Below are 26,039 nucleotides of genomic sequence, written 5' to 3' on the forward strand. Positions count from 1 at the left end.
GGCATCTTCTCATAATCGTAACCTGAAAGACTTACTCTACTTCACGAACATCCACACGCAGCTCTTTCGGCACTTCGAAAACGATGTTTTCTTCACGGCCTTCCAGCGGAATAGCTTCCCCACCGCCAAGCTCCTGCAGACGAGCAATCACGTTTTGCACCAGGATATCCGGCGCTGAGGCTCCAGCCGTCACGCCCACGCACCTGGCTTCTTTCACCCATGCTTCCTGGATATCGGTCGCATCGTCAATCAAATACGCCGCTTTCCCCATTCGCTGGGCCAGTTCAGCCAGACGGTTGGAGTTAGAGGAGTTTTTCGAGCCGACCACCAGCACCACATCGGCCTGTTCCGCCAGCGCACGGACCGCTTCCTGACGGTTGGTGGTGGCATAACAGATATCATCTTTGCGCGGCCCGACAATTTTCGGGAAACGTTGGCGCAGTGCGTCAATGACGTCAGAGGTGTCATCAACGGAGAGTGTGGTCTGCGTCATGAAGGATAATTTGCCTTCATTTTTCACATTCAGTTTCAGCACGTCTTCCGGTGATTCAACCAGGTACATTCCCCCTTGCGGGTTACTGTACTGCCCCATCGTGCCTTCGACTTCCGGGTGACCGGCATGACCAATCAGAATCGACTCTTCGCCACGACGGCTGGCGCGGGCAACTTCCATATGCACTTTCGTTACCAGCGGACAGGTTGCATCAAAAACCGTGAGGTCGCGGCCTTTGGCTTCGTTACGCACCGCCTGAGACACGCCGTGGGCAGAGAAGATCAGGATCGCGCCATCCGGCACTTCGCTGATTTGCTCAATAAAAATGGCCCCGCGCTCGCGCAGGCTATCCACCACATAGCGGTTATGTACCACTTCATGACGGACATAAATCGGCGCGCCGTAAATAGCCAACGCGTTTTCGACAATGCTGATAGCGCGGTCTACGCCAGCGCAAAAACCGCGCGGGTTGGCCAACAGGATCTGCATTTTACGCCTCCAGTGCCGGTTCGACTTCCAGCACTTCAATATCAAAATGAACGGTATGCCCAGCCAGCGGATGGTTGAAATCGACCGTGATCGAGTCACCATTGATTTCGCGGATCACGCCTGGCATCTCACTGCCGTCCATTGCGGTAAAGAGCATGATAGCGCCAATTTCTGGCTCACCCGCGTCCATAAATTCCCGACGCGAGAAATACTGAATTAAGTCCGGACTTGACACGCCAAAGGCGGCATCCGGCTCCAGAGCAAAAGTGGTTTTATCGCCTTCTTTTAGCCCCAGCAGATGTTGCTCCAGCCCTTCAGACAGAGAACCGTCGCCCAGGCGAAACAGCGCAGGCTTGCCGTTATTGCGGGTTGACTCTGCGGTGGAGCCATCGTCGAGCTTAAGGGTGAAGTGCACCAGCACCGCACTGTTACTCTGTACTGATTTAGACATGCAGGTTGCTCTTTAAAATTGCTGCCGCCTGTCTGCCCGGTGGCGCTACGCTTACCGGGCCTACAAGGATCGCAGTAAATTGTCGGCCGGATTAGCATAGCGCCATCCGGCATTTTTTTATGCGGCTTTTTTCTCTTTCGACGGTAAGAAGCCTTCCAGAACAATCAATGCCGCACCGATACAGATCGCCGTATCGGCAAGGTTGAATGTCGCGAAATGCCAGTCACCAACGTAAAAGTCAATCATATCAACCACGAAACCGTGCCACAGGCGATCAAACAGATTGCCCAGCGCACCGCCAATGATTAACGCATACGCGATGTTATTTAGCTTCTGCGTCGCCTTTGAGCGATACATCATCACCATCAGAATGACACAAATTCCGATAGCGATACCGGCAAAGAACCAACGTTGCCAGCCACCGCTGTCAGCTAAGAAGCTAAACGCCGCGCCATAGTTACGCGCATAGTGCAGATTAAGCGATGGAAACAGCGACACCGTATCCCCCAGAGCAAAGTTCTGGAGGATCAGGTATTTGCTGCCTAAATCGATAATCAGCACGACTACCACCAGCCACAGCCAGCGTAGTCCTGTTGAACAAAGAGGCTTACTCATCAGGCAAACTTACGTTGTTCGCCATCACCGGCGATGTTGCTGACACAGCGTCCGCAGATATCTGCATGTTCCGCCACCTGGCCGACGTCGGTAGTGTAATGCCAGCAGCGCGGACATTTCTCACCTTCGGCTTTGCTCAGTACGATTTTCAGACCTTTGAGCAGTTCGCTCTGCTGAGCATCAGCAGGAGCCGCTGCAAAATCCGCAACCGTCGCACCAGAGGTCAGCAGAACAAAGCGCAACTCTTCGCCCAATGCGGTCAGTTTCGCCGCCAGTTCAGGTTCAGCGTACAGGGTCACTGCCGCTTCCAGAGAACCGCCGACTTTCTTATCCGCACGCGCCTGCTCGATGACCTTGTTCACTTCGCCACGCACTTTCAGCAGTTCGTCCCAGTAGGCATCGTTCATCGCTTCGGTTTCGCCTAAGCCAAACAGGCCTTCATACCACTCACCGGTAAAGACGTACTTCTCACGCTCGCCTGGCAGGTAACCCCAGATTTCATCTGCGGTGAAGGACATGATCGGCGCCATCCAGCGAACCAGGGCTTCTGCAATATGGAACAGCGCGGTCTGGCAGCTACGACGCGCCACACTGTCGGCTTTCGCGGTGTACTGGCGGTCTTTAATGATGTCGAGGTAGAACGAACCCATTTCTACGGAGCAGAAGCGCATCAGGCGCTGTACCACTTCGTGGAAGTCATAGGCTTCGTAAGCTTTCAGGATCTCTTCCTGCGCCGCTTGCGCGCAACCTACCGCCCAGCGATCCAGCACCACCATATCTTCCGGTTTCACCATATCTTTTACCGGATCGAACCCGTTCAGGTTCGCCAGCAGGAAGCGCGCGGTGTTACGGATACGACGATAGCTGTCGGCAGCACGTTTCAGGATTTCGTCAGAAACGGCCATTTCGCCGGTGTAGTCGGTTGAAGCGACCCATAGACGCAGAATATCCGCGCCCAGTTTGTTCATCACGTCCTGCGGAGAAACGGTATTGCCGATAGACTTGGACATTTTGCGCCCCTGCCCATCAACGGTGAAACCGTGGGTCAGTACCTGACGGTATGGCGCTTTGCCTTTCATGGCGGTGGAGATCATCAGAGATGACATGAACCAGCCGCGATGCTGGTCAGAACCTTCCAGATACATATCTGCCGCATGCCCTGCAAACTCAGGACGCACGTCTACGACGGATGAGTGGGTTGAACCAGAATCGAACCATACGTCCAGCGTATCCGGGACTTTGACATACTGGTCAGCTTCGTCGCCGAGAATATCTTTCGGATCGAGATCCCACCACGCCTGGATGCCGTCAACTTCAACGCGTTTGGCCACTTCTTCCATCAGTTCGATAGCGCGCGGATGCAGTTCTTCGGTGTCTTTGTGGACAAACAGAGACATCGGCACACCCCACGTACGCTGACGGGAGATACACCAGTCAGGACGGTTGGCAACCATCGATTCAATACGCGCCTGGCCCCAGTCCGGGATCCACTGCACGCCTTTGATCTCTTTTAGCGACTGCGCGCGCAGGCCTTTCTGATCCATGCTAACAAACCACTGCGGCGTTGCACGGAAGATGATCGGCGATTTGTGGCGCCAGCAGCATGGGTAGCTGTGCTGCATTTTTTCAACGTGCAGCAGCGCGCCTTTTTCGCTCAGCAGAGCGACAACAATATCGTTGGCTTTAAAAACGTTCACACCGTCCAGGGTCGGGTAGGTTCCCGCCAGGTAAGCGCCATCCGGACCCACCGGGTTCGCCACTTCCAGACCGTATTTTTGACCGATGATATAGTCGTCCGGGCCGTGGCCAGGCGCGGTATGTACCGCCCCGGTACCCGCATCCAGCGTCACGTGATCGCCCAGGATCGCCGGCACGTCAAAACCCATAAACGGGTGGGTAAAGCGCAGCAGTTCCAGCTCAGCGCCTTTCACGGTGCCGAGAATGGTGTATTCAGCCGCGCCAATACGCTGCATGACGCTTTCAACCAGATCTTTCGCCAGAATCACGGCCTGACCGTCAATCTGTACCAGCGCATAGTCAAAATCAGGTGCCAGGGAGATTGCGCGGTTCGCTGGTAACGTCCACGGGGTGGTAGTCCAGATAACCAGTGAGATCGGGCCGTTGACGTCAGAAACGCCAAATTTCGCTTTCACCGCATCCTGATCGACAGCGTGGAACGCCACGTCGATGGACGGGGAGGTTTTGTCGTAATACTCAACTTCCGCTTCCGCCAGCGCGGAACGGCAGTCAACGCACCAGTGAACCGGCTTCGCACCTTTATGCAGATGACCGTTACCGATGATCTTACCCAGCGCGCGAATGATGTTGGCTTCAGTTTTGAAGTCCATGGTCAGGTACGGATGTGACCAGTCGCCCAGCACGCCAAGACGGATAAAGTCTTTACGCTGTCCGTCAACCTGCGTAGCGGCGTATTCACGGCACTTGGCGCGGAACTCAGCGGCGGTGAACTTCTCGCCCGGCTTGCCATATTCCTGCTCTACTTTGAGCTCGATAGGCAGACCGTGGCAGTCCCAGCCCGGAACGTACGGCGAGTCATAGCCCGTGAGTCCTTTGGACTTCACGATAATGTCTTTCAGAATCTTGTTAACCGAGTGACCAATATGAATGCTGCCATTCGCATAAGGAGGGCCATCATGCAGAATGAAGGTTTTTTTGCCTTTTTTGGCCGCACGAATGATGCCGTACAGGTCATCATCAGTCCAACGCGCCAGCATTCCCGGTTCACGCTTGGCGAGATCGCCGCGCATCGGGAACCCTGTTTCCGGCAAATTCAGGGTTGATTTATAGTCACTCATCAGATTCTCGGTTCCGTATTTAAAACTCGTATAGGCATTAAGCCGGTTTTGTTAGCCCAAAAAATTCGCGGGCAGTCAACTCATCACGCGCAATCTGCGCTTTTAGTTCATCCAGCGAGGCAAATCGCTGTTCGCTGCGTATTTTTTTACGCAGCACTACATCTATATGGCGACCATACAGGTCCATTACAACATCCAACAGATGCACTTCCAACTGTTGGCGTACGCCTGCTACCGTCGGACGGGTGCCGATGTTGGCGACGCCGGGGAAAGGTTTGTCACCCAGTCCCATCACTTCAACCGCATAAACCCCTTTCACTGGAGAAACCTGGCGACGAAGCGGTAAGTTTGCCGTCGGAAAACCGATCGTGCGCCCTAACTCGTCACCATGAACTACACGTCCTGAGATAGTAAAAGGATGCCCAAGCAGACTTTCGGCCAGTTGCAGGTTATCTTCTGCCAGTGCCTGACGGACCGCGGTGCTGCTGATGCGCACACCGCCCTCACAGAAGGTTTGGGTGCTGGTGATATCAAAACCATACTCAGCGCCCGCTTCCTGTAATAACAAGAAATCGCCCGCACGGCTAGCGCCAAAGCGGAAATCATCACCAACGGCAAGAAATTGTACACCAAGGCGATTAACCAGCAGATCGCTGATAAAGGTCTGCGCCGTTAATGCGGCAAAACGCCTGTCAAAACGCACGCACAGTACGTAATCCACGCCACATTCCGCCAGATAACGCAGTTTTTCCCGCAGACGAGTAAGGCGCGCAGGCGACTTGTCTGTCGCAAACAGCTCCAGCGGCTGCGGCTCGAAAATCATCACCATTACCGGTAAATTGCGCTTGCGCCCTTCTTCCCGTAACCCCTGCAGTAACGCACGGTGGCCCCGGTGCACGCCGTCGAAATTACCAATAGTCAGCACACACCCATGCGGGGCCTGACTGAGATTATGTATGCCTCGTATCAGCTTCATGTCTGGCTCAAAACAGTGAAAATCGTGAAAGTATACCCTGTACCGCGGTCAACGTTAACCGGCGATTGTTTCTACGAAACAGAAAGAGGATGGTTTTCATTGTTATGAATCAAATTGACGCCCTTCACGGGCACACCAATGCAATTTTTCTCGTGGAAAAGCTGTATTCACGCCACGCAAGCTGGTAGAATCCTGCGCCATCACTACGCAACGAGTGCTGGAATTTAAACGGCGCTTATTTGCACAAATCCATTGACAAAAGAAGGCTAAAAGGGCATATTCCTCGGCCTTTGAATTGTCCATATAGAACACATTTGGGAGTTGGACCTTGGCTAATATCAAATCAGCTAAGAAGCGCGCCGTTCAGTCTGAAAAGGCCCGCAAGCACAACGCTAGCCGTCGCTCTATGATGCGTACTTTCATCAAGAAAGTATACGCAGCTATTGAAGCTGGCGACAAAGCTACTGCACTGAAAGCATTTAACGAAATGCAACCACTCGTGGACCGTCAGGCTGCTAAAGGTCTGATCCACAAAAACAAAGCTGCACGTCATAAAGCAAACCTGACTGCACAGATCAACAAACTGGCTTAATCGCCCGTCTGTTGTCGCTTTGTGAAAAAACCCGCGAAAGCGGGTTTTTTTATGCCTGTTGTTTGTGCAACCAACTTCGAAGGCAACCGCGATCCGCAGATGTAGAATGATTCCGGCTGCGGGAACATACCGCAGCCGGAATCATGACGGCTTTCTTGATTACTGCGGCTTAAATAATGTCGAGTAGTCCGCATTACAAATACGCTGCACAGCCGGATGCTGGATCATCCTCTCCGCAAATATGGCGTGATACTCCTCCATCACATTCTCTACACGTCCAATTTCAACAATAGAATCATCAGCATAGAAATTATGCGAATACAGCGTAGGCGCAACGAAAATAGCGTTATGCGTTGCGCCAAACGCTTTCATCAGCGCGGCGTCATCAAACTCGCCAAGGATTTCAACGTTCAGTCCTTGTGAGTTAATCCAGTTCAACAGCTTACGTCCGAGCATCGAACGACGTCCAGGGATCAGCAATCGACGCTCTTCCAGACAGGCCGGAAACGGTTTCTCAGGCAGCGGCTTGGTACACCAAAAACTCACGCTGCATTCGCCTATCCGCACCGAGAACAGCCCTTCCTGCTGCGTTGAGTCGATCGGACAATCGGAAATGATCATGTCCAGCTTATGCTGGCTGAGTTGCTCCAGCAGCATCTCGTGCGTTGATTCAAAACAACGCAGGTGGATTTGCTCATTCTCAACCACCGCGGCATCCAGCACGCTGCTGACCAGTTGTTTGGACAATGCATCCGCCACACCGACATCAAACAGCAAATTCGACTCTTTGCGATAGTTCACGATATCCAGCATTTCCTGGCTTAAGGTGAACATTTTGTCTGCATACCGAAAGACTAATTCCCCCAGTTCACTGGGTTCCAGCCCGCGCCCCTTACGCTTAAACAACTTCCCTTGTAAGCGTTCCTCAAGCGCTTTGATCTGCCCGGTAATAGTTTGTGGTGTCAGATAAAGCGCTTCTGCGGCACCTACCACCGATCCTTCTTTATACACATGCCAGAAGTAATACAGGTGGTTGTAATTTATATGAGACATACTCTCTCCCTGAAATTGTCACCAAGAGTTATCTGCTCAGGCTGACGTATTCAACCGGGTACGCAGCCAGCTATAACCGATAACTGCCGACAGCAGAGAGCCGATCAGGATCCCCAGTTTTGCCCAGTTAATCAGCTCTGGATCAACGTTACCAAACGCCAGGCTGGCGATGAAAATCGACATCGTAAAGCCAATGCCGCACAGAATACCGACCGCCATAATTTGCTGGAAATTCGTACCTTCAGGCAGCTGCGCTACCTTGAGCCGTAATGCCAGCCAGCAGAACAGGCTGATCCCCAGTGGCTTACCGATAAGCAGGCCGGCAATAATCCCCAGCGGCAGGATGGAGGTCAACCCGTCCATCGTCACGCCCTGCAGTGAAACACCCGCATTAGCAAAAGCAAACAGCGGCAGGATCAGATAGGCCACCCACGGATGCAGGACATGCTCCAATCGCTTCGCGGGTGAACGCCCATGTTTTTCCTTCAACGGAATAAAGAAACCGACGATCACCCCTGCCAGAGTGGCATGCACGCCGGACTTCAGCACTGCCGTCCACAACACGACGCCAACCAGAATATAAATACCGGTACGTCTCACACCACACAGATTCAATGCCGCCAGGACGAGAATTGCGCACGCGGCGACGCCCAGAGACAACAAAGAGAGATCGCTGGTGTAGAACAACGCGATGATCACGATGGCGCCGAGGTCATCGATAATCGCCAGCGCCATCAGGAAGATTTTCAACGCCAGCGGAACACGACTGCCCAACAGCGCCAACACGCCTAATGCAAAAGCGATATCCGTTGCTGCCGGAATTGCCCATCCTTCACGAGTGATAGGGTCGGCATAGTTGAATGCCAGATACAGCAACGCCGGGACAATCATGCCCCCGATCGCGGCAATGATCGGAAACGCCGCCTGACGCAGGCTGGCAAGCGAACCCTGCATTAACTCACGCTTCACTTCCAGACCAATCAACAGGAAAAACACCGCCATCAACGCGTCGTTGATCCACAGCAGCATATTTTTGTTGATCTCAAGCGCGCCAACCCGCAGTTGGACAGGTGTTTCCAGAAAGGCGTGGTACCATCCACTGGTAACCCCGATATTTGCCATCATCATAGCGACTGCGGCAGCGATGATCAGAATGATACCTCCCGAGGCGTCGCTACTAAAAAAACGGTGCAGATGTTTCACTTTTATTCTCTCTATTGGGTGAATACTTCGTAATTACTATCTTACACCCTCAGAAAGCTCGTTAAAATTAGATTATTTATGATGAATAGATCGTATTTCCCGAGCATTATCTAATGAGAGAACACAGGATTAGTTAGTCTGCATCGGCGTGATGCCTCCCATTAAACGCGTATCTGAGATGGTCAAGCGTTGCCGTCACATTTGCCGGAGACATACGGTTGAGGTGTGCCAGAAAAGGATGTGTATCGATAAAATGGATAAAACGGGTCGCACTCGCAAGCGTGGCGCTGCGCTGCATACTCGTTTTTCGGTTCTGCGTCAGGTTACACACTGCCAGCGCGTAGTCACGCGTGGAGAATGTTCGCCAAACGTTATTACGGATACCGCCACTCAGGAACAGTCTTGGCGGGATATCTTTTTGCGGTGCTGATTCTCCGCGCTCTCTCACAAAAGCAATATGGCAACGCCCTTGCTGAACATGCTGTATATTCGCCATCATGCATCCTCCCAGGATAAAGCATTCCTGATCGAGATAATGCTGAATATTGAGAGAGCGTTCATCCGTGAGCATTTTAACTAACTCGAAATGGCGATAAGCTGGTAAAACGGGTTTAACTAACATCCCAGGATCATTTTTGTGCAATATTGCGGGGCCGTAATCCACATCAAAAAGCGTCTCCCGCCGCATCGTTATCACTTCTTTACGTTGCACAATATGCGCCAGCGTACCGGGAGGCAGGCGTTCTTCATAGTCAGAATGATACTGATACTCGGCTTCTACGGGATGAGCCGAGTAATTTGTGGTCACGGCAACAATTCGACCGGTATTTTCTTCTGCGGTGACCAGCGCATACAGAAAATTATCACCACCGTTAAATTTGATCCGAAAGGCGCGCGTGCTCATGGCGATATCAAACGTAGGAAAGGTAAATTCGCGTTCAGCCAGATTTGCACTGCGAGAGAGCTTCTGTAACTCCCGATTCAACCCGGTGCTATCCAGCATGAGCGCGGTGCGAATATCCGCCAGTGTCGCACCTTCCTGAATCAGCGTGGCGAGATAATCCTGACGTGCATCTGTTTTCTGCATGGCAGGAGAAATAAATGTTTTATGGCAGCGCTGACAGTAAATACGCGGTTCTCCTTGCGCGGAAAAACCGTACTTTTTGAGTGAAATCCCACCGCAATTGGGGCAGGATTTAATCAATCCTTTCCAGGCCTGATTGACCGACTGACGAAAACGGTTGAGCGATCGTTCCGAAATAACGGGGAAGAGAAAACCGCAAGCCCGGCATAGTATATTTTTCCCTTGGTTTTGGTAATCCGGGCTGTTCAATATGCCCACATTTTTGCAACCAGGCGTTTTACAACTATCGACATTAATCCAAGAAAACATATTCACTCCCTGCGAATACGATACGTTCAAGCAAATACTGATTTTATCTCTACAGGTGAAAAACCATTTTCGTAGAGTGTTTTCATGGCATTCATCGTCATTGCGGTATGTGAAAAAAACGCCTTATATCCCGCGCACAAATAGTTGTGATTTCTTTTACCTGATATTGACGGCAAAAAACGGTGCTTAGGACAACCGCCATAACAGGCGAACTGCCATGAGCAGGAGTCACATTCTTGTGCCATTGTGCGTCGCTTATCCTCGCCAAACTGCCGGTTTTTTTCGCTATTGTTCATCGCGCGCAGCGGCGAATCTTGAATGTTCCCCAACTTATATTTTGGATACACAAAGTGATCGCAGTTATACACATCACCGTTCATTTCCATTGCGAATGCACTACCGCAGGTTGGCGCAAACACGCAGACCTGTGGCGGTAACCTACACCACGCCGCGAGTGTCTGCTCAAACATTTGTATGCCGATATCGCCAATATCGTTACGGACCCAGACGTCAAAAATAGCGTTGAGGAAATGGCCAAATTGCAATGAATCAACCGACCACGGCATCATTCTCGTTTGTTCGTCTTCAGGCTGTGCCAGACCAATACCGCCCTCTTCAGCGCTTCTTTCGATGAGCGGAATAAATTGCATATAGCGACTGCCAATGCTTTTCAGATAGTCATATACTCGCACCGGGTGATTCATATTCGTGCTATTCACCACCGTCAGCGTATTAAATTCTACACAGTGACGTACCAGGCATTTAACGGCCTGTTCAACTTTTCCATGCGTCGGTTTACCCGAACGAGTAACCCGCCATTCATCATGTAACGCGGCATCACCATCAATAGAAACTCCCACCAGGAAGGCATGCTGCTTAAAAAAAATAGCCCATTCGTCGTCAATCAATATACCGTTAGTCTGGAAGGTATTTATAATCGTTTTACTGCCAGAATAACGCTGCTGCAATGCTAGCGCTCGCCGATAAAATGCCAGCCCCATCAGCGTAGGTTCTCCCCCCTGCCACGCAAAAATCACGTCATTCACATCCTGCGCGGCAATATGCTGTTTGATGAATAACTCAAGCATGTCATCTGACATTCTGTAATTCGCTTTTCTATCCGGATAAAGCATCTCCTTTTCCAGATAAAAACAGTATTTACAGTCCAGATTACATACCGAGCCAGTCGGTTTAATCATGACCTGACAACTTTTTGTCTGCATCGCGATAGCTCCATAAATAAAAGAACCCGGCTCAGCATAAAAATACTGAACCAGGCGGGCATAGCCCTAAGTGGCATACCTTATGTTTCTTATAATTTTTCAGTTAGCCCCAGGTGACTGGCGTTGGCTTGTCACCGCGAGCTTTCATCAGCGAATCGTTGTCAATGTCCTGTTTATATTTCAGGAACTTGCCATACAGTTGTTTCTCGATTTCAGGTTGTTTCCCAATCTGGTTAATGGTTTCAAAGCGATCTTTTTTCAGGTTGTAGAGGTATTTCGGTTTATTTTCACGATCGATAATCATCTTCCAGTCGCCATCACGGAGCGCCCATTCGTCAGTTGGATCGTCCTGGAACGGCATATCAATGCCAAAGATGAGTGGTTTCTGACGTGCTAACGTTTTCTGTTCCAGTAATGGAACCAGAGACTGCCCATCGTAGGTACGATCTGCTGGCAGTTTAAAATTCATCATGTTTGCTAACGTCGGCACCCAATCAAGGCCATAAACTGGCGTATCCGTTACCATCCCCTGCGGAATATGTTTACCGTACTTGATGATTGCCGGAACACGGATACCGCCTTCCCAAAGGTTATCTTTACGACCGCGAAGCCCATCCGTTTCACCCGCCAGATTCAGTTCATATACTTTGCGAGCCTCGCGTGTCACTGGGCCGTTATCACTGGTGAAAATGACAATGGTGTTATCTTCTTCACCCATTGCCTTGATCTTATCCATTACTTTACCAACCTGAGCATCCATATAGCTGATGTTCGCGTAGTATTCACCCGTTCCGCGCCACGGCTTATCCGCCCAGTCGCCATAAAACAGATCCGGATGCTGTTTCTGGTAAGCGCTCATATATTGCGAATACATGTCGAGGTACTTTTTCGGCGAGGCCAGCGGGCTGTGAACTTCCGTGAACGCGACATATAAGAAGAACGGTTTGTCGTCTTTCTTGTTATCCAGCCAGTTGACGACTTCAGAACTGACAAGCTCGCCGCTCATGGTGTCCGCACGACCAATATGCTGTCCATTACGGATCCAGCCAGTGGGATGCACCATGCCATAGCGGGGACGTTCTTTTGCGTTATCAAGTGTAGCATCCGTGACGAATCCCGACGGGTTTACCAGGGTGTAGTCAAAACCCATGTCCTTCGCCTGCGGTTGATCGGTGCGATCGCCACCGGCATTCAGGTGCAATTTCCCCATCATCGCCGTGTCATACCCCTGTTGCTTTAACAGGTTGGCAATCGTCAGTTCATTCCGTCCCAACGCGACATCTTTGCCTTCAGGGATCCAGGAACGGATCCCTGTACGGAATGGCATACGTCCCGTTAATAAACCAGCACGAGAAGGAGAGCACAGCGGCGCGGGCGCATAGTAGTCGGTAAATTTCACCCCTTCCTGCGCCAGCTTGTCGATATTAGGCGTTTTGACGATTTGATGACCATAAGTCGCGAGATCGCCATAGCCCAAATCATCAGCCATAATAATCACTAAATTAGGCTGTTTCGCTGAAGCTGCATATGTTGTTTGTAATGTGCTCCCGGCACATAATGCTAGTCCAACCAAACTCGCCACGACTGTTTTTTTCATTTCCGATCCTTTGGTTTTATTTAAAATGAATACCCAATCATATAAATCATCTGGTCCCCGTAACCGTCATACCCCAATTTGTTTTCAAAATAACGATACGTTACCGTAGCTTTCCATCGTGGATAAAATTTCCAGGCCAGTGTTAATCCGCCATTTAATCCATTCCGGCCAAATTGCTGTTCCGCATAAGCATCATTCCTATCAAGCTCAATTTCATTCCAGTCAGACAAAACAAATTTCTCACCAAATAAAGTAAAATTGTAAGCCGCAGTCCAGCCAATAACGTAGCCATTCCAGCCGCTGGTTTGTCCATATCGTTGTGATACATAATCACCAGATTGGTTATGCAAACCTATATAGGGTTTTAAAAACCCCCAATCTCCGCTCCAGCCGAGATAACCCAGCCCATAAAACATATCCAGATCGTCGCCCCAGGAGTTATCCCACTGGCCATAAATCTTGCCAAAGAAGGTATAATCAGAATCAAAAAAAAGCACATGGGTCATCGCCGACACCGTATGATTTCGACCGGCAACAGCATGATTTAAAACATTATTTTCAATAAATGAATAGAACTCGGCTTCTCGGAAATTGACACCAAAATCAGCTGTTGCTTTCCAAACCTCGCCACGGTGTACATTGACGAACCCGCTATTCCAGTCGGCATAACCGGCATTAATCGACCCAAAAGAATTTTTATACTCCAGAGCTTGTGCTGCATGGCTAAAAAGAGAAGGCACTATAAGTATAAGACAAGCTAATAGTCCATTTTTTATCCGAGGCATTGAATGTATTCCCCATAATTATAATTAATCCATCAATGAATATTGTATTCCCGCGGTGACGAATAATAATGAAATATAATGACAGGATAGTGATGTAAATCTCACATCAAGGAAGGTGAATCGTTATTACTGGTAGTGTGTCAGAATATGTTGCTTGAGAGGAGATAAGTAATTATTTTGCCAGAAATATGACTGTAGTTGCCTTTTGAATTAGGTTGGCCACGATTATTTATTGATGTTAAAACAATCACATCAACCAGGTATGCAGCTGTGAATAACAAAAAAAAGATGTTAGTTCTAAAACCGTAGAACTGATCCACACATCATACTATCCCAACAAGATTGGGATAATATGTCCGCTGCCAGTAAGGGTCTGGATATCCGTCTGCCAGGTAAAAAAAAGCCATCTCATCGCTGAAATGGCCTTTTCTCTACTTTTATTTTAGCGCGTCAGATCGTCAAAGAATTTCTTCACGCCGTCGAAGAAGCTTTTGGAACGCGGGCTGTTTTGCTCGCCGGTAGGACCACCAAAGCTATCCTGCAGGTCTTTCAGCAGCTGTTTCTGCTTGTCGTTGAGGCCAACCGGGGTTTCAACAACCACACGGCACAGCAGATCGCCCTGTGCGCCGCCGCGTACAGACTTAACGCCTTTACCACGCATGCGGAACAGTTTACCGGTCTGCGTTTCACCCGGAATTTTTAACTTCACGCGACCGTCCAGCGTCGGGACTTCAATCTCACCGCCCAGGGCTGCCATCGCAAAGTTAATCGGCACTTCGCAGTACAGGTTATTGCCTTCACGTTCGAAAATTGGGTGCTGTTTTACCTGCACCTGCACGTACAAATCACCCGCTGGCGCGCCATGCTCACCGGCTTCGCCTTCACCCGCTAAACGAATACGGTCGCCGGTATCAACCCCTGCAGGGATCTTAACAGACAGCGTTTTGCTCTTCTCAACGCGACCATGCCCGTGGCATTTGTTGCACGGGTCTTTGATCAGCGTACCGCGACCCTGACAGTGTGGACATGTCTGCTGTACGGCGAAGAAACCCTGGCGCATCTGCACCTGACCGGAACCGTGACAGGTTGGACAGGTCTGCGGTTGTGTGCCCGCCTTCGCGCCACTGCCGTGGCAGACGTCACACTCTTCCAGCGTAGGGATGCGGATCTCTTTGGTGACGCCACGCACGGCTTCTTCCAGAGTGAGATCCATGTTGTAACGTAAATCAGCCCCACGTGAGGCGCGCTGACGACCACGACCGCCGCCAAAGATATCGCCAAACACGTCACCAAAGATATCGCTGAAGTCTGCCCCGCCGCCAAAACCGCCGCCGCCGCCCATACCACCTTGCTCAAACGCTGCATGGCCGTACTGATCGTAAGCCGCACGTTTTTGCGCATCGGTCAGGATCTCGTACGCTTCTTTGATCTCTTTAAACTTGGCTTCGGCCTCTTTATCACCCTGATTGCGGTCCGGGTGATATTTCATGGCCAGGCGCTTGTAGGCCTTCTTGATTTCACGCTCTTCCGCTGATTTGGAAACGCCTAAAATCTCGTAATAGTCTTGCTTTGCCATTGGTTTTTTTAAGCCCCTTAACATACGAGCACGGGCGAAGAGGAAACCTCTACGCCCGTGCCGATTAACTACCCTGCATCAGGGCGATTATTTTTTGTCTTTCACTTCTTCAAACTCAGCGTCGACAACGTCGTCATCTTTCGCGTTGTTTGCAGAAGCATCAGCGCCTGCTGCACCAGCCTGCTGCTGGGCGTGCTGCTGCTGAGCGATTTCCATCAGTTTCTGGGAAACCTGTGCCAGCGCCTGCATCTTCGCTTCGATATCCGCTTTGTCTTCGCCTTTCAGAGAAGTTTCCAGCGCGGTCAGTGCAGACTCGATGGCAGTTTTGTCGTCAGCCGGCAGTTTGTCGCCTGCTTCTTCAACCTGCTTGCGAGTGCTGTGCAGCAGATGATCAGCCTGGTTACGGGTCTGAACCAGCTCTTCAAACTTACGGTCAGATTCTGCGTTCGCTTCTGCTTCGCGAACCATTTTCTGAATTTCTTCTTCGTTCAGACCAGAAGAAGCCTTGATGGTGATCTTCTGCTCTTTACCGCTGTTTTTGTCTTTCGCGGAAACGTGCAGAATACCGTCGGCATCGATGTCAAAAGTAACTTCGATCTGCGGCATACCGCGCGGAGCCGGACTGATACCATCCAGGTTAAACTGACCCAGATCTTTGTTATCAGCAGCACGTTTACGTTCACCCTGCAGCACATGGATGGTTACCGCAGACTGGTTGTCTTCAGCGGTAGAGAACACCTGGCTGTGCTTGGTCGGGATGGTGGTGTTCTTCGCGATCAGCGGAGTCATTACGCCACCCATGGTTTCGATACCCAGAGACAGCGGGGTAACGTCCAGCAGCAGCACGTCTTTAACATCACCGGTCAATACACCACCCTGAACAGCTGCACCGATTGCTACGGCTTCGTCCGGGTTAACATCTTTACGCGGCTCTTTACCGAAGAACTCAGCGACTTTCTTCTGCACCATCGGCATACGCGTCTGACCACCAACGAGGATAACGTCGTTGATATCAGATACGGACAGGCCAGCATCCTGCAGAGCAACTTTCAGTGGCTCGATAGAACGGTTAACCAGGTCTTCAACCAGGCTTTCCAGTTTCGCACGGGTCACTTTGATGTTCATGTGTTTAGGACCAGTCGCGTCTGCAGTGATGTACGGCAGGTTCACGTCGGTCTGCTGCGCAGAGGACAGCTCGATCTTCGCTTTTTCTGCAGCTTCTTTCAGACGCTGCATCGCCAGCGGGTCATTACGCAGGTCGATACCCTGATCTTTCTTAAACTCGTCAACCAGGTAGTTGATCATACGGCTGTCGAAGTCTTCACCACCCAGGTGGGTATCACCGTTGGTTGCCAGAACTTCGAAGGTTTTTTCGCCGTCAACTTCGTCGATTTCGATAATAGAGATATCGAAAGTACCACCACCGAGGTCATATACCGCGATAGTACGGTTGCCGACTTCTTTATCCAGACCGTAAGCCAGCGCAGCTGCGGTTGGTTCGTTGATGATACGTTTTACTTCCAGACCTGCGATACGGCCAGCATCTTTGGTTGCCTGACGCTGAGCATCGTTAAAGTATGCAGGTACGGTGATAACAGCTTCAGTTACTGGTTCACCCAGGTAATCTTCAGCCGTTTTCTTCATTTTTTTCAGCACTTCAGCAGAAATCTGCGGCGGTGCCAGTTTCTGACCTTTAACGTCAATCCATGCATCACCGTTGTCAGCACCGATGATTTTGTACGGCATGATGGCTTCATCACGCTGTACTTCTTCGTCCTGGAAGCGGCGGCCAATCAGGCGTTTAATCGCAAACAGGGTGTTTTGCGGGTTTGTCACTGCCTGACGTTTAGCCGGCTGACCAACCAGAGTTTCACCATCCTGGGTATAAGCAATGATAGAAGGCGTGGTGCGATCGCCCTCGGCGTTCTCCAGCACACGTGCAGTAGTGCCATCCATAATCGCTACACAAGAGTTGGTAGTACCCAGGTCGATACCAATAATTTTACCCATCTAAACGTCTCCACTAAAAATTCGGTCATCATGTGGTTGTGAATCTGTAATAAGGGCGAAACGTGCGGTTTCAACTACCCTGAATCGTTTTTTTTCAGACTCACCACTGCGGTTGCTTACAAGATGGGGTCGTAACCCACGTCATCAAGGGGGGCATGAAAATTTTTTTTAGCCTTGTGGCAATAAAATCGCAGAAAAAAGGCTAAAAGATTAAAAAATGAATAGTCTCAAATCAAAACTAATTCATAAAACAGATAAATTCAGCACAGCCATTCACATAAAAATTGTAATAAAAAGAAAATATTACAAGCATGAATCATGATTCTGACAGCGGTAAGATGGTCTGAAACGACACACTTTTACAGCCGTCAAAGAGAAATTCCATGAAATCCGTATTAACCCTTTCCGCCAGCCTGCTTATGGGCCTGCTGCTGAGCAGCGCCGCACACGCTAACGATCATAAAGTCCTCGGTGTGATCGCCATGCCCCGTAATGAAACCACCGATCTGACGCTGAAACTACCCGTTTGCCGCGTGGTGAAACGTATTCAACTGACGGCCGATCATGGTGATTTACAGCTCAGTGGTGCATCGGTTTACTTCAAGGCTGCCCACATGTCCAGCCAGAGTCTGAACGTGCCTTCCTCCATCAAAGAAGGGCAAACAACCAATTGGATCAACATCAATAGCGACAACGACAATAAGCGCTGCGTGAAAAAAATAACCTTCTCCGGTCATACGGTGAACTCTTCTGATATGGCGACGCTGAAAATCATCGGCGACGACTAATTCGCCATACTTTTATTCAGATGCCTCAGAAACATGAATGTCACCTATTTGATGAAGCTAAAAGCTGATAGAGAGTTAACCAAAATTCTGCGAACCCACGCCGCCGTCGGCGTAATCGGGCACGGATTACTGCGCGGAGCCGGACTTGGCGGCCTAAAACGAGGTTAAAGCGGTAAGCGGCAGCGCCTATCGCGTGACGATCCCAGCGGTACTCCACATCGCCTGCCTGCGCAGAATGCTCAACCACACACAAACGTGATGCCCATCACAGGGAAAATAATTCGTTTTCCCTTCGTTAGATCATAGACAGTGCTCTCTCCCCTGATTATTATGCCGCGCCCCGAAGACAGTGATCGTTATTCGGGGAAACTATTTCACCATTCAATCAATGATGATTTTGAGGAATTATGGGCAACACTAAGTTGGCTAATCCGGCACCGCTGGGCCTGATGGGCTTTGGCATGACCACCATTCTGCTTAACCTGCATAATGCGGGTTTCTTCGCTTTAGACGTTATTATTCTGGCGATGGGCATTTTCTACGGCGGTATCGCGCAAATTTTTGCCGGTCTGCTGGAATATAAAAAAGGCAACACCTTCGGTTTAACCGCCTTTACTTCCTACGGTTCGTTCTGGCTGACGCTGGTTGCGATCCTGCTGATGCCGAAAATGGGCCTCGCGGATGCAACCAATGGTCAGTTCCTGGGCGCTTACCTGGGTCTGTGGGGTGTGTTCACTCTGTTCATGTTCTTCGGTACGCTGAAAGCCGCGCGCATGCTGCAGTTCGTGTTCCTGAGCCTGACAGTGCTGTTCGCCCTGCTGGCCGTTGGCAACATTGCAGGTAACGAAGCAATCATTCACATTGCTGGATGGGTTGGCTTAGTGTGCGGCGCAAGCGCCATTTACCTGGCGATGGGTGAAGTGCTGAACGAACAGTTTGGCCGCACCATCCTGCCGATTGGTGAAGCACATTAATCTGATACTATCCCCCCTTCCGGGGGGATAGTTCTTACAACTGCTGTAACTCTGCCTGTACGTTCGAATCGCGATGATAAATATCCTGTCGCAGCCAAATTCCCAAACCAAGCCCTACCAGCGATAACGCCAGTACATACCAGGCCGGAGCCATTGGCGACACGCTCATCAACACCGTTACTGCGATGGGTGTTAGCCCACCGAAAATGGCATACGAGACGTTATAGGAAAAGGAAATACCGGTAAAACGGACTTCTGCCGGAAACGCCCGCACCATCACGTAAGGCACTGCCCCCACGACGCCAACGCATAACCCTACCAGGCCGTACAACCCAAACAGGTATTCGGGATGACTGCCGGTCAGGTGATAGAAAAACCAGCTCGAACAGGCCAGCAGCAGGCTACCGACAATAAAAGTTTTGCTGGCACCAACCTGGTCGGCAATAAACCCCGCCAGTAAACAACCGATGCACAGCATAATTGTGGCGACGCTGTTAGCTTGTAACGTCAGCGCCGGCGCAAAGCCATATTGCTTCTGCAACCAGACTGGCGACATCAGGATCACTACCACAATCCCGGCAGAGAGCAGCCAGGTGAGTAGCATTGACACCACCACTGCTTTTTTATGTTTGCTCACCACCGATTTCACTGGTAGCTCTTGCGCCAACGCTTTACGCTGCTGCATTTCGAGGAAGATGGGCGTCTCCTGCAGCCAACGGCGTAGATACATTGCCACCAACCCAAACGCGCCCCCCAGCAGGAAAGGGATACGCCAACCATAGTCATGCACCGCTTGCTGCGTAAAACTGGTGTTCACTAACGTCGCAACCACCGACCCCAGCAGAATTCCCACCGTTAGCCCAGCGGTCAACGTTCCGCAGGCGATGCCGATGCGACGCTCTGGTACATGTTCGGCCACGAATACCCACGCACCTGGTACTTCCCCCCCAATGGCTGCGCCCTGCAAAATGCGCATCAGCAGTAACAGCAGCGGCGCCAGGATCCCAATTGAGGCGTAATCAGGCAGCAGTCCAATCGCCAGCGTTGGTATTGCCATCAGTAAAATACTCAGCGTGAACATTTTCTTACGCCCGACCAGATCACCAAAATGCGCCATGATGATGCCACCCAGTGGACGCGCCAGATATCCGGCGGCAAAGATGCCGAAGGTTTGCACCTGACGTAGCCATTCAGGAATATCTGCAGGAAAGAAGAGTTCGCCAACAACAGCGGCAAAGAAGACAAAGATAATGAAATCATAAAACTCAAGCGCACCGCCAAGAGCAGCAAGCGTTAGGGTTTTATAATCCTGGCGATTCAGCGGTCGATTGTGTTGTGACATAGCAAACCATCAGTCAGTGGAGTTATTGAATCTGTCTGTCGATATATGTAAAGCAAAAATTACTATATCGTAAACAATTCAATACTCCACTGTCATTGGCACTTATGCCGCGATCGGGCTACTTTTAGGCGTTTGTATCGCGTATTGCACTTTTTGGACGAAAAGATGCTACAACAGCCGGTGTGGTTTCGACATACGGTCCATCTAATAGCTGTATACAATACGGTACACTAGCAAAAATGCCGGGCACGACAACCTTACCGTCAGCCTCTTTCACGCCTTCCAGCGTTTCTTTGATCGATTTCGGCTGTCCAGGCAGATTCAGGATCAGCGCCTGTTTACGAATTACGCCGACCTGACGGGAGAGGATCGCCGTTGGCACAAAGTGCAGACTTATCTGGCGCATCTGTTCGCCAAAGCCTGGCATCTGACGGTCAGCGACGGCAAGCGTAGCATCAGGCGTCACGTCGCGACGTGCCGGACCCGTCCCGCCAGTTGTCAGCACCAGATGGCAGCTCATTTCATCAACCAGCTCGCATAAGGTCTGTTCGATGATCGCCTGTTCATCCGGGATCAACCGCGTTTGCAGTTCAAAGGGGGTGGTAAGGGCAGACGCCAGCCACTCTTCCAGGGCCGGGATACCTTTATCCTGGTAAACACCGCTGGAAGCACGGTCAGAAATGGACACCAGGCCAATGCGTAAAGTATTCATGATTATTCCGTTTAAACAGTCTCGTTAAACAGAATGATACACTGCGAAAGGAAGGACAGACAGGTTTCAGAAGAGGTAGCGTGACCCATATCCGGGCCACGCTTAAATGATTACAGCAGATCGCCAATCATTTTTTCCAGTTTACCCTGGTCTACAGCAAACTTACGGATACCGTCCGCCAGTTTGTCTACAGCCATCGGATCCTGGTTGTGCTGCCACAGGAACTCAGCTTCGGTGATGCGTGCAGGACGCGCTTTCACTTCGCCGGAGAAGGACAGTTTACGTTCGATAGCGCCTTCGCTTTCCGCCAGCTCTTTCAGCAGTGTCGGAGCAATCGTCAGACGATCGCAGCCTGCCAGCTCAATGATTTCGCCGATGTTACGGAAGCTCGCGCCCATTACCACGGTTTCGTAACCGTGCTGTTTGTAGTACTCGTAGATTTCCGTTACGGAAACCACACCCGGATCTTCCGCCGGTGCATACTCTTTCTTGTCGGTGTTGGCTTTGTACCAGTCAAGAATACGACCAACGAACGGAGAAATCAGGTATACACCAGCTTCTGCACATGCACGTGCCTGCGCGAAGGAGAACAGCAGAGTCAGGTTACAGTTGATGCCTTCTTTTTCCAGCTGCTCAGCGGCACGGATGCCCTGCCAGGTTGAAGCCAGTTTAATCAGAATGCGATCGTTGCTGATGCCAGCGTCGTTGTACATTTTGATCAGACGTTTTGCTTTCGCGATGGATGCTTCGGTGTCGTAGGACAGACGAGCATCGACTTCAGTGGAGATACGACCCGGGACCAGTTTCAGGATCTCCAGACCGATATTGACTGCCAGTTTGTCGGTCGCGTCGACGACCTGTTGTGCGCGGTCGTTACTCTGCTGCTTAGCCCAGGCTACAGCGTCATCAATCAGCTTGCGGTATTCCGGGATCTGCGCTGCGTTAAGAATGAGAGAAGGGTTGGTTGTGGCATCCTGAGGCTGATACAGCTTCATTGCCGCGATGTCTCCGGTGTCGGCCACTACTGTGGTGAACTGACGAAGGGAGGTCAATTTGTCCGTCATGATAGCGATTCTCTTTAAACAGCTTGTTAGGGGGATGTAACCGATCTTCCCTGATGATAGCACGACGCACTCTCAGCGCAACCGCCTGGATTGTCCGACCAGCCGCTCAGTCCTGATTACGCATCTCAAAGCCTGTGATGCGCAATTGCGGGATATAACGATTGTTATGATAAACTCCCGCAATCACTCTCATGACAAGGTATATACTGGTCGATTATTGGTAGCGCTTACACGGAAATCTTCGCGCTTACCGGCATCAACAAGAGGGATGTTAATGCCTGATTTTTTCTCATTTATTAATGAAATACTCTGGGGATCGGTGATGATCTACCTCCTGCTTGGCGCAGGATGTTGGTTCACCTGGCGTACAGGGTTCGTGCAGTTCCGCTACCTTCGCCAATTTGGCACAAGTCTTAAAAACAGCATTAGCCCGCAGCCGGGCGGTTTAACTTCCTTTCAGGCTCTGTGCACCAGTCTTGCCGCGCGTATCGGTAGCGGGAACCTGGCCGGCGTAGCATTGGCGATCGCCGCTGGCGGCCCTGGAGCCGTTTTCTGGATGTGGGTTTCAGCGGTCATTGGTATGGCAACGTCATTCGCCGAGTGCTCACTTGCCCAACTGTATAAAGAACGCGATAGCAATGGACAGTTTCGCGGTGGCCCTGCATGGTATATGGCACGTGGGCTGGGCATGCGCTGGATGGGCGTCCTTTTTGCCATTTTTTTACTTATTGCCTATGGACTGATTTTTAACAGCGTTCAGGCAAATTCCGTTTCGCGTGCGCTGACTTTTGCTTTTGATATTCCTCCCCTCGTCTCCGGTTTCGCACTGGCAATCACGTCATTAATTGTCATCGTCGGTGGCATCAAAGGCGTAGCTCGCCTGATGCAATGGTTCGTTCCGATGATGGCACTGCTGTGGGTCGGAGGTAGCATCATCATCTGTCTGTGGCATATCGAGCAGCTTCCCGACATTATCATCACCATTATAAAAAGCGCCTTTGGCTGGCAGGAAGCCGCAGCGGGTGCGGCCGGATATACGCTAAGCCAGGCTATTGCCAACGGTTTTCAGCGCGGCATGTTTTCTAACGAAGCCGGAATGGGATCTACGCCGAATGCAGCCGCATCGGCCGCATCCTGGCCACCGCATCCTGCGGCACAAGGCATTGTGCAAATGATTGGGGTATTAGGCGACACTCTCGTTGTCTGTACGGCCAGCGCGATGATTATTCTGTTGGCAGGCAATAGCACCAGCTATGTCCCTATGGAAGGCATCCAGTTACTCCAGAAAGCAATGGTAACGCTCGCGGGGGAGTGGGGAGCAGGATATGTGGCTTTTATTGTGATTCTGTTTGCCTTTAGCTCGATCGTCGCCAACTACATTTATGCGGAAAACAATCTCGTCTTCCTGAAACTGGACAATATCCGCGTCATCTGGCTATTGCGCATCGCCACCGTTTGCACCGTTATCGGCGGAACGTTTGTCAGCTTTCCGCTGGTCTGGCAGTTGGCCGATATTATTATGGCTTGTATGGCCATCACAAACCTGACGGCGATTCTGCTGCTTTCTCCGGTTGTGCATACCATCGCCAGCGACTATCTGCGCCAGCGTAAACTTGGCGTACGACCGGAATTTGATCCGCACCGTTATCCTGATATCAGACAACAACTTGCCCCCGAAAGCTGGGATGAAACGCCGCGCGGATAGCGCGGCAATCACAACCATCGATCAATTCTGTCGTTTTTTTTGCTAAAGTCGCAATAAATCTCCTGCAAGGACTGGATATGCTGATTCTGATTTCACCTGCAAAAACGCTCGACTACCAAAGTCCGCTGGCAACGACACGCCATACGCTACCCGAACTGCTGGATTTCTCCCAGCAGCTTATCCACGTGGCGCGCCAGCTTTCTGCGCCGCAGATTGGCAAGCTGATGGGGATTAGCGACAAACTGGCGGATTTGAATGCCACGCGTTTCCATGACTGGCAGCCTGACTTCACCCCGGAAAATGCGCGCCAGGCCATTCTGGCGTTTAAGGGCGACGTGTATACCGGACTGCAGGCTGAAACCTTCAGCGAGGCGGATTTCGACTTCGCTCAGCAGCATTTACGGATGTTGTCCGGACTTTACGGCGTGCTACGTCCGCTGGATTTGATGCAACCTTACCGTCTGGAGATGGGCATTCGTCTGGCCAATGCGAAAGGTAAAGATCTCTACCAGTTCTGGGGAGATACCATCACCGATAAACTTAACGAAGCACTTGAAGCGCAAGGCGACAGCGTGGTGATTAACCTCGCTTCGGATGAGTATTTTAAATCGGTGAAGCCGAAAAAGCTTAATGCAGAACTGATCAAACCGGTCTTCCTTGACGAGAAGAACGGCAAGTTCAAAGTCATCAGCTTCTATGCCAAAAAAGCGCGCGGCCTGATGAGCCGCTACATCATTGAAAACCGCTTAACGCAGCCAGAACAGTTGACCGCTTTTAACAGCGAAGGCTATTTCTTTGATGAAGAATCGTCAGGGAAAGGTGAACTGGTGTTCAAGCGTCACGAGCAGTAGTGTACATGCCGGATGACGGCTAACGCCTCATCCGGCACAAGAATTACCCGCGGGTCATCATCAGCTTACGCAGTTGCGCAAAATCAGCTGGCAGATGATGCGAAAGCAGCGGCAAGTCTGCGCGTTCCGCCAGCTCTTTTGGCAGAGCCAGCTTCAGATCAAGAATCTCCTCAACGCTTTCTTTAAACTTCGCCGGATGCGCAGTACCGAGGAACAGACCATACTCGCCAGGGTTTAGCTGATCACGCAGCGCACGGTAAGCCACCGCCGCATGCGGTTCAGAGGTGTAGCCTAACTCATGCAGCTCGCGCATCGTTTCCTGTGTCGTGACATCGTCAACGGCGGCGTAACCCAGCTCATTCAGACGCCAGATTTTACGGCGGAACAGTTCTTCCACGCGCGGCCAGTTGTTCGGCTGACTGACATCCATCGCATTCGACAACGTCGCCTGGGTTGCTTTCGGTGCCCACTCGCCTTGTGCAAGGAAGCGTGGAACCGTATCGTTGACGTTGGTCGCGGCGATAAAACGCTTCACCGGCAGGCCCAGTGATTTCGCCAACAACCCGGCGGTCAAATCGCCAAAGTTACCGCTGGGAACGGAAATAACCAGCTGATTTCGCGCCTCTTGCGGCAGTTGCGCCACGGCCTCAAAGTAGTAACAAATTTGCGCCAGCAGACGGCTGATGTTGATTGAGTTAGCCGAATTCAGCCCCAAAGCCACCTTCAGCTCGTCATCATCAAACGCCTGTTTAACCAGCGCCTGACAGGCATCAAAATCACCGTCGATGGCGACAGTTTCAATATTGCCGCCCAGCGTACAGAACAATTTTTCCTGTAATGGGCTGATCTTGCCATTCGGATAAAGGATCACCACTCGCACGTTTTTCAGGCCATAAAAGGCATGTGCAACCGCCGCCCCGGTATCCCCAGAGGTGGCAGTCAGAATCGTGACCGGTTTATCGCCGCTAATATGCGTCAGCATCTGCGCCATAAAGCGTCCGCCAAAATCTTTAAATGCCAGCGTAGGACCATGGAATAGTTCAAGACAGCCGACATCCGCGGCAACCTGAGCCACCGGCGCAGGGAAGGCAAACGCCGCACGTACGCGATCTGCAAGGACTTCCTGTGGGATCTCATCACCAATAAATGCGGAAAGGATCTTAGCGCTGCGGCTAACGAAATCCTGGTTCAGCATCTCATCGATTTCTGTCAGATTGAATTCCGGCAAATCGTGCGGAAAAAACAATCCCTGATTCTTGCCAAGCCCTTGCGTGACGGCCTGCGCAAAGCTGACCTGCTCGTTGTGATCTTTCAGATTATACAGTTTCATT

Annotated in this window: 22 protein-coding genes and 2 pseudogenes; 6 read left to right on the forward strand and 18 right to left on the reverse strand. The window is 51.0% G+C overall.

All coding sequences use genetic code 11. From position 1 onward, the window contains the following. Positions 1-31: 31 nt before the first annotated feature. The 6 genes and pseudogenes from ispH to NMD08_RS21950 form a co-directional block, all read right to left on the reverse strand. Positions 32-982: a 4-hydroxy-3-methylbut-2-enyl diphosphate reductase gene (gene ispH, locus NMD08_RS21925; RefSeq protein WP_151216696.1), complete on the reverse strand. Its 951-nt coding sequence runs from the start codon at positions 980-982 to the stop codon at positions 32-34. Position 983: 1 nt separating this feature from the next. Further along, positions 984-1,433 (reverse strand): FKBP-type peptidyl-prolyl cis-trans isomerase, encoded by a 450-nt coding sequence (gene fkpB, locus NMD08_RS21930; protein WP_003018929.1) that lies wholly within the window; start codon positions 1,431-1,433, stop codon positions 984-986. A 117-nt stretch (positions 1,434-1,550) separates the two neighbouring features. After that, positions 1,551-2,048 (reverse strand): signal peptidase II, encoded by a 498-nt coding sequence (gene lspA / locus NMD08_RS21935; protein WP_003018932.1) that lies wholly within the window; start codon positions 2,046-2,048, stop codon positions 1,551-1,553. Beyond that, a complete protein-coding gene (gene ileS / locus NMD08_RS21940; RefSeq protein ID WP_370619053.1) occupies positions 2,048-4,864 on the reverse strand; it encodes an isoleucine--tRNA ligase in 2,817 nt (938 codons plus the stop codon). The genes lspA and ileS overlap by 1 nt, the downstream gene beginning before the upstream one ends. Before the next feature lie 37 nt (positions 4,865-4,901). Continuing rightward, positions 4,902-5,840 carry a bifunctional riboflavin kinase/FAD synthetase gene (ribF, locus tag NMD08_RS21945; RefSeq protein ID WP_151216695.1) on the reverse strand — a complete coding sequence of 313 codons (939 nt, stop codon included), beginning with the start codon at positions 5,838-5,840 and terminating at the stop codon, positions 4,902-4,904. A 7-nt stretch (positions 5,841-5,847) separates the two neighbouring features. Next, a pseudogene (locus NMD08_RS21950) lies at positions 5,848-6,051 on the reverse strand (DUF2575 domain-containing protein). A gap of 117 nt (positions 6,052-6,168) precedes the next feature. On the opposite strand from NMD08_RS21950, the gene rpsT reads away from it, so the two are divergent. Then, on the forward strand, positions 6,169-6,432 hold the full coding sequence (gene rpsT / locus NMD08_RS21955; protein ID WP_038637070.1) for a 30S ribosomal protein S20: 264 nt from the start codon (positions 6,169-6,171) through the stop codon (positions 6,430-6,432). Between the two features lie 159 nt (positions 6,433-6,591). Here the strand turns inward: rpsT and nhaR are convergent, their stop codons facing one another. The 8 genes from nhaR to dnaK form a co-directional block, all read right to left on the reverse strand. Next, a complete protein-coding gene (nhaR, locus tag NMD08_RS21960) occupies positions 6,592-7,485 on the reverse strand; it encodes a transcriptional activator NhaR (protein ID WP_151216694.1) in 894 nt (297 codons plus the stop codon). A gap of 36 nt (positions 7,486-7,521) precedes the next feature. Further along, on the reverse strand, positions 7,522-8,688 hold the full coding sequence (nhaA, locus tag NMD08_RS21965) for a Na+/H+ antiporter NhaA (protein ID WP_187253705.1): 1,167 nt from the start codon (positions 8,686-8,688) through the stop codon (positions 7,522-7,524). Between the two features lie 133 nt (positions 8,689-8,821). After that, a complete protein-coding gene (locus tag NMD08_RS21970) occupies positions 8,822-10,081 on the reverse strand; it encodes an IS1 family transposase (protein WP_187259119.1) in 1,260 nt (419 codons plus the stop codon). A 26-nt stretch (positions 10,082-10,107) separates the two neighbouring features. Beyond that, complete coding sequence (locus NMD08_RS21975) at positions 10,108-11,304, reverse strand: anaerobic sulfatase maturase (protein WP_370619055.1); 1,197 nt, start codon at positions 11,302-11,304, stop codon at positions 10,108-10,110. A gap of 103 nt (positions 11,305-11,407) precedes the next feature. Further along, positions 11,408-12,901 carry a sulfatase-like hydrolase/transferase gene (locus NMD08_RS21980; protein WP_187259121.1) on the reverse strand — a complete coding sequence of 498 codons (1,494 nt, stop codon included), beginning with the start codon at positions 12,899-12,901 and terminating at the stop codon, positions 11,408-11,410. 20 nt (positions 12,902-12,921) lie between these two features. Continuing rightward, entirely contained in the window at positions 12,922-13,686 is a 765-nt protein-coding gene (locus tag NMD08_RS21985; RefSeq protein WP_370619057.1) for an outer membrane protein OmpK, read from the reverse strand. A gap of 442 nt (positions 13,687-14,128) precedes the next feature. Next, positions 14,129-15,262 carry a molecular chaperone DnaJ gene (gene dnaJ, locus NMD08_RS21990; protein WP_008786151.1) on the reverse strand — a complete coding sequence of 378 codons (1,134 nt, stop codon included), beginning with the start codon at positions 15,260-15,262 and terminating at the stop codon, positions 14,129-14,131. Positions 15,263-15,349: 87 nt separating this feature from the next. Next, a complete protein-coding gene (gene dnaK / locus NMD08_RS21995; RefSeq protein WP_151216692.1) occupies positions 15,350-17,272 on the reverse strand; it encodes a molecular chaperone DnaK in 1,923 nt (640 codons plus the stop codon). Positions 17,273-17,655: 383 nt separating this feature from the next. On the opposite strand from dnaK, the gene NMD08_RS22000 reads away from it, so the two are divergent. From NMD08_RS22000 to satP, 3 genes and pseudogenes are all read left to right on the forward strand, one after another. Then, positions 17,656-18,060, forward strand: a complete 405-nt coding sequence (locus NMD08_RS22000; RefSeq protein ID WP_151216691.1) for a DUF2541 family protein — start codon at positions 17,656-17,658, stop codon at positions 18,058-18,060. 72 nt (positions 18,061-18,132) lie between these two features. After that, a pseudogene (locus tag NMD08_RS22005) lies at positions 18,133-18,319 on the forward strand (hypothetical protein); the annotation flags it as partial. Between the two features lie 148 nt (positions 18,320-18,467). Beyond that, entirely contained in the window at positions 18,468-19,034 is a 567-nt protein-coding gene (gene satP, locus NMD08_RS22010; protein WP_187253704.1) for an acetate uptake transporter, read from the forward strand. 34 nt (positions 19,035-19,068) lie between these two features. On the opposite strand, the gene NMD08_RS22015 is transcribed toward satP, so the two are convergent. The 3 genes from NMD08_RS22015 to tal form a co-directional block, all read right to left on the reverse strand. Next, positions 19,069-20,376 carry an MFS transporter gene (locus NMD08_RS22015; RefSeq protein WP_370619059.1) on the reverse strand — a complete coding sequence of 436 codons (1,308 nt, stop codon included), beginning with the start codon at positions 20,374-20,376 and terminating at the stop codon, positions 19,069-19,071. Positions 20,377-20,500: 124 nt separating this feature from the next. Continuing rightward, positions 20,501-21,088 (reverse strand): molybdopterin adenylyltransferase, encoded by a 588-nt coding sequence (mog, locus tag NMD08_RS22020; RefSeq protein ID WP_278238272.1) that lies wholly within the window; start codon positions 21,086-21,088, stop codon positions 20,501-20,503. Positions 21,089-21,198: 110 nt separating this feature from the next. Continuing rightward, the gene (gene tal, locus NMD08_RS22025) at positions 21,199-22,152 is read right to left on the reverse strand and encodes a transaldolase (RefSeq protein WP_370619061.1); all 954 of its coding nucleotides are present in this window, start codon (positions 22,150-22,152) and stop codon (positions 21,199-21,201) included. Between the two features lie 274 nt (positions 22,153-22,426). Between tal and NMD08_RS22030 the strand changes: the two genes are divergently transcribed. Further along, entirely contained in the window at positions 22,427-23,857 is a 1,431-nt protein-coding gene (locus NMD08_RS22030) for a sodium:alanine symporter family protein (protein ID WP_151216686.1), read from the forward strand. Between the two features lie 77 nt (positions 23,858-23,934). Beyond that, on the forward strand, positions 23,935-24,708 hold the full coding sequence (yaaA, locus tag NMD08_RS22035) for a peroxide stress protein YaaA (RefSeq protein WP_370619063.1): 774 nt from the start codon (positions 23,935-23,937) through the stop codon (positions 24,706-24,708). A 43-nt stretch (positions 24,709-24,751) separates the two neighbouring features. Here the strand turns inward: yaaA and thrC are convergent, their stop codons facing one another. Then, complete coding sequence (gene thrC, locus NMD08_RS22040) at positions 24,752-26,038, reverse strand: threonine synthase (RefSeq protein WP_151224531.1); 1,287 nt, start codon at positions 26,036-26,038, stop codon at positions 24,752-24,754. Position 26,039: the final 1 nt, after the last annotated feature.

The organism is Citrobacter meridianamericanus, assembly GCF_041320245.1.
Lineage (GTDB): Bacteria > Pseudomonadota > Gammaproteobacteria > Enterobacterales > Enterobacteriaceae > Citrobacter > Citrobacter meridianamericanus.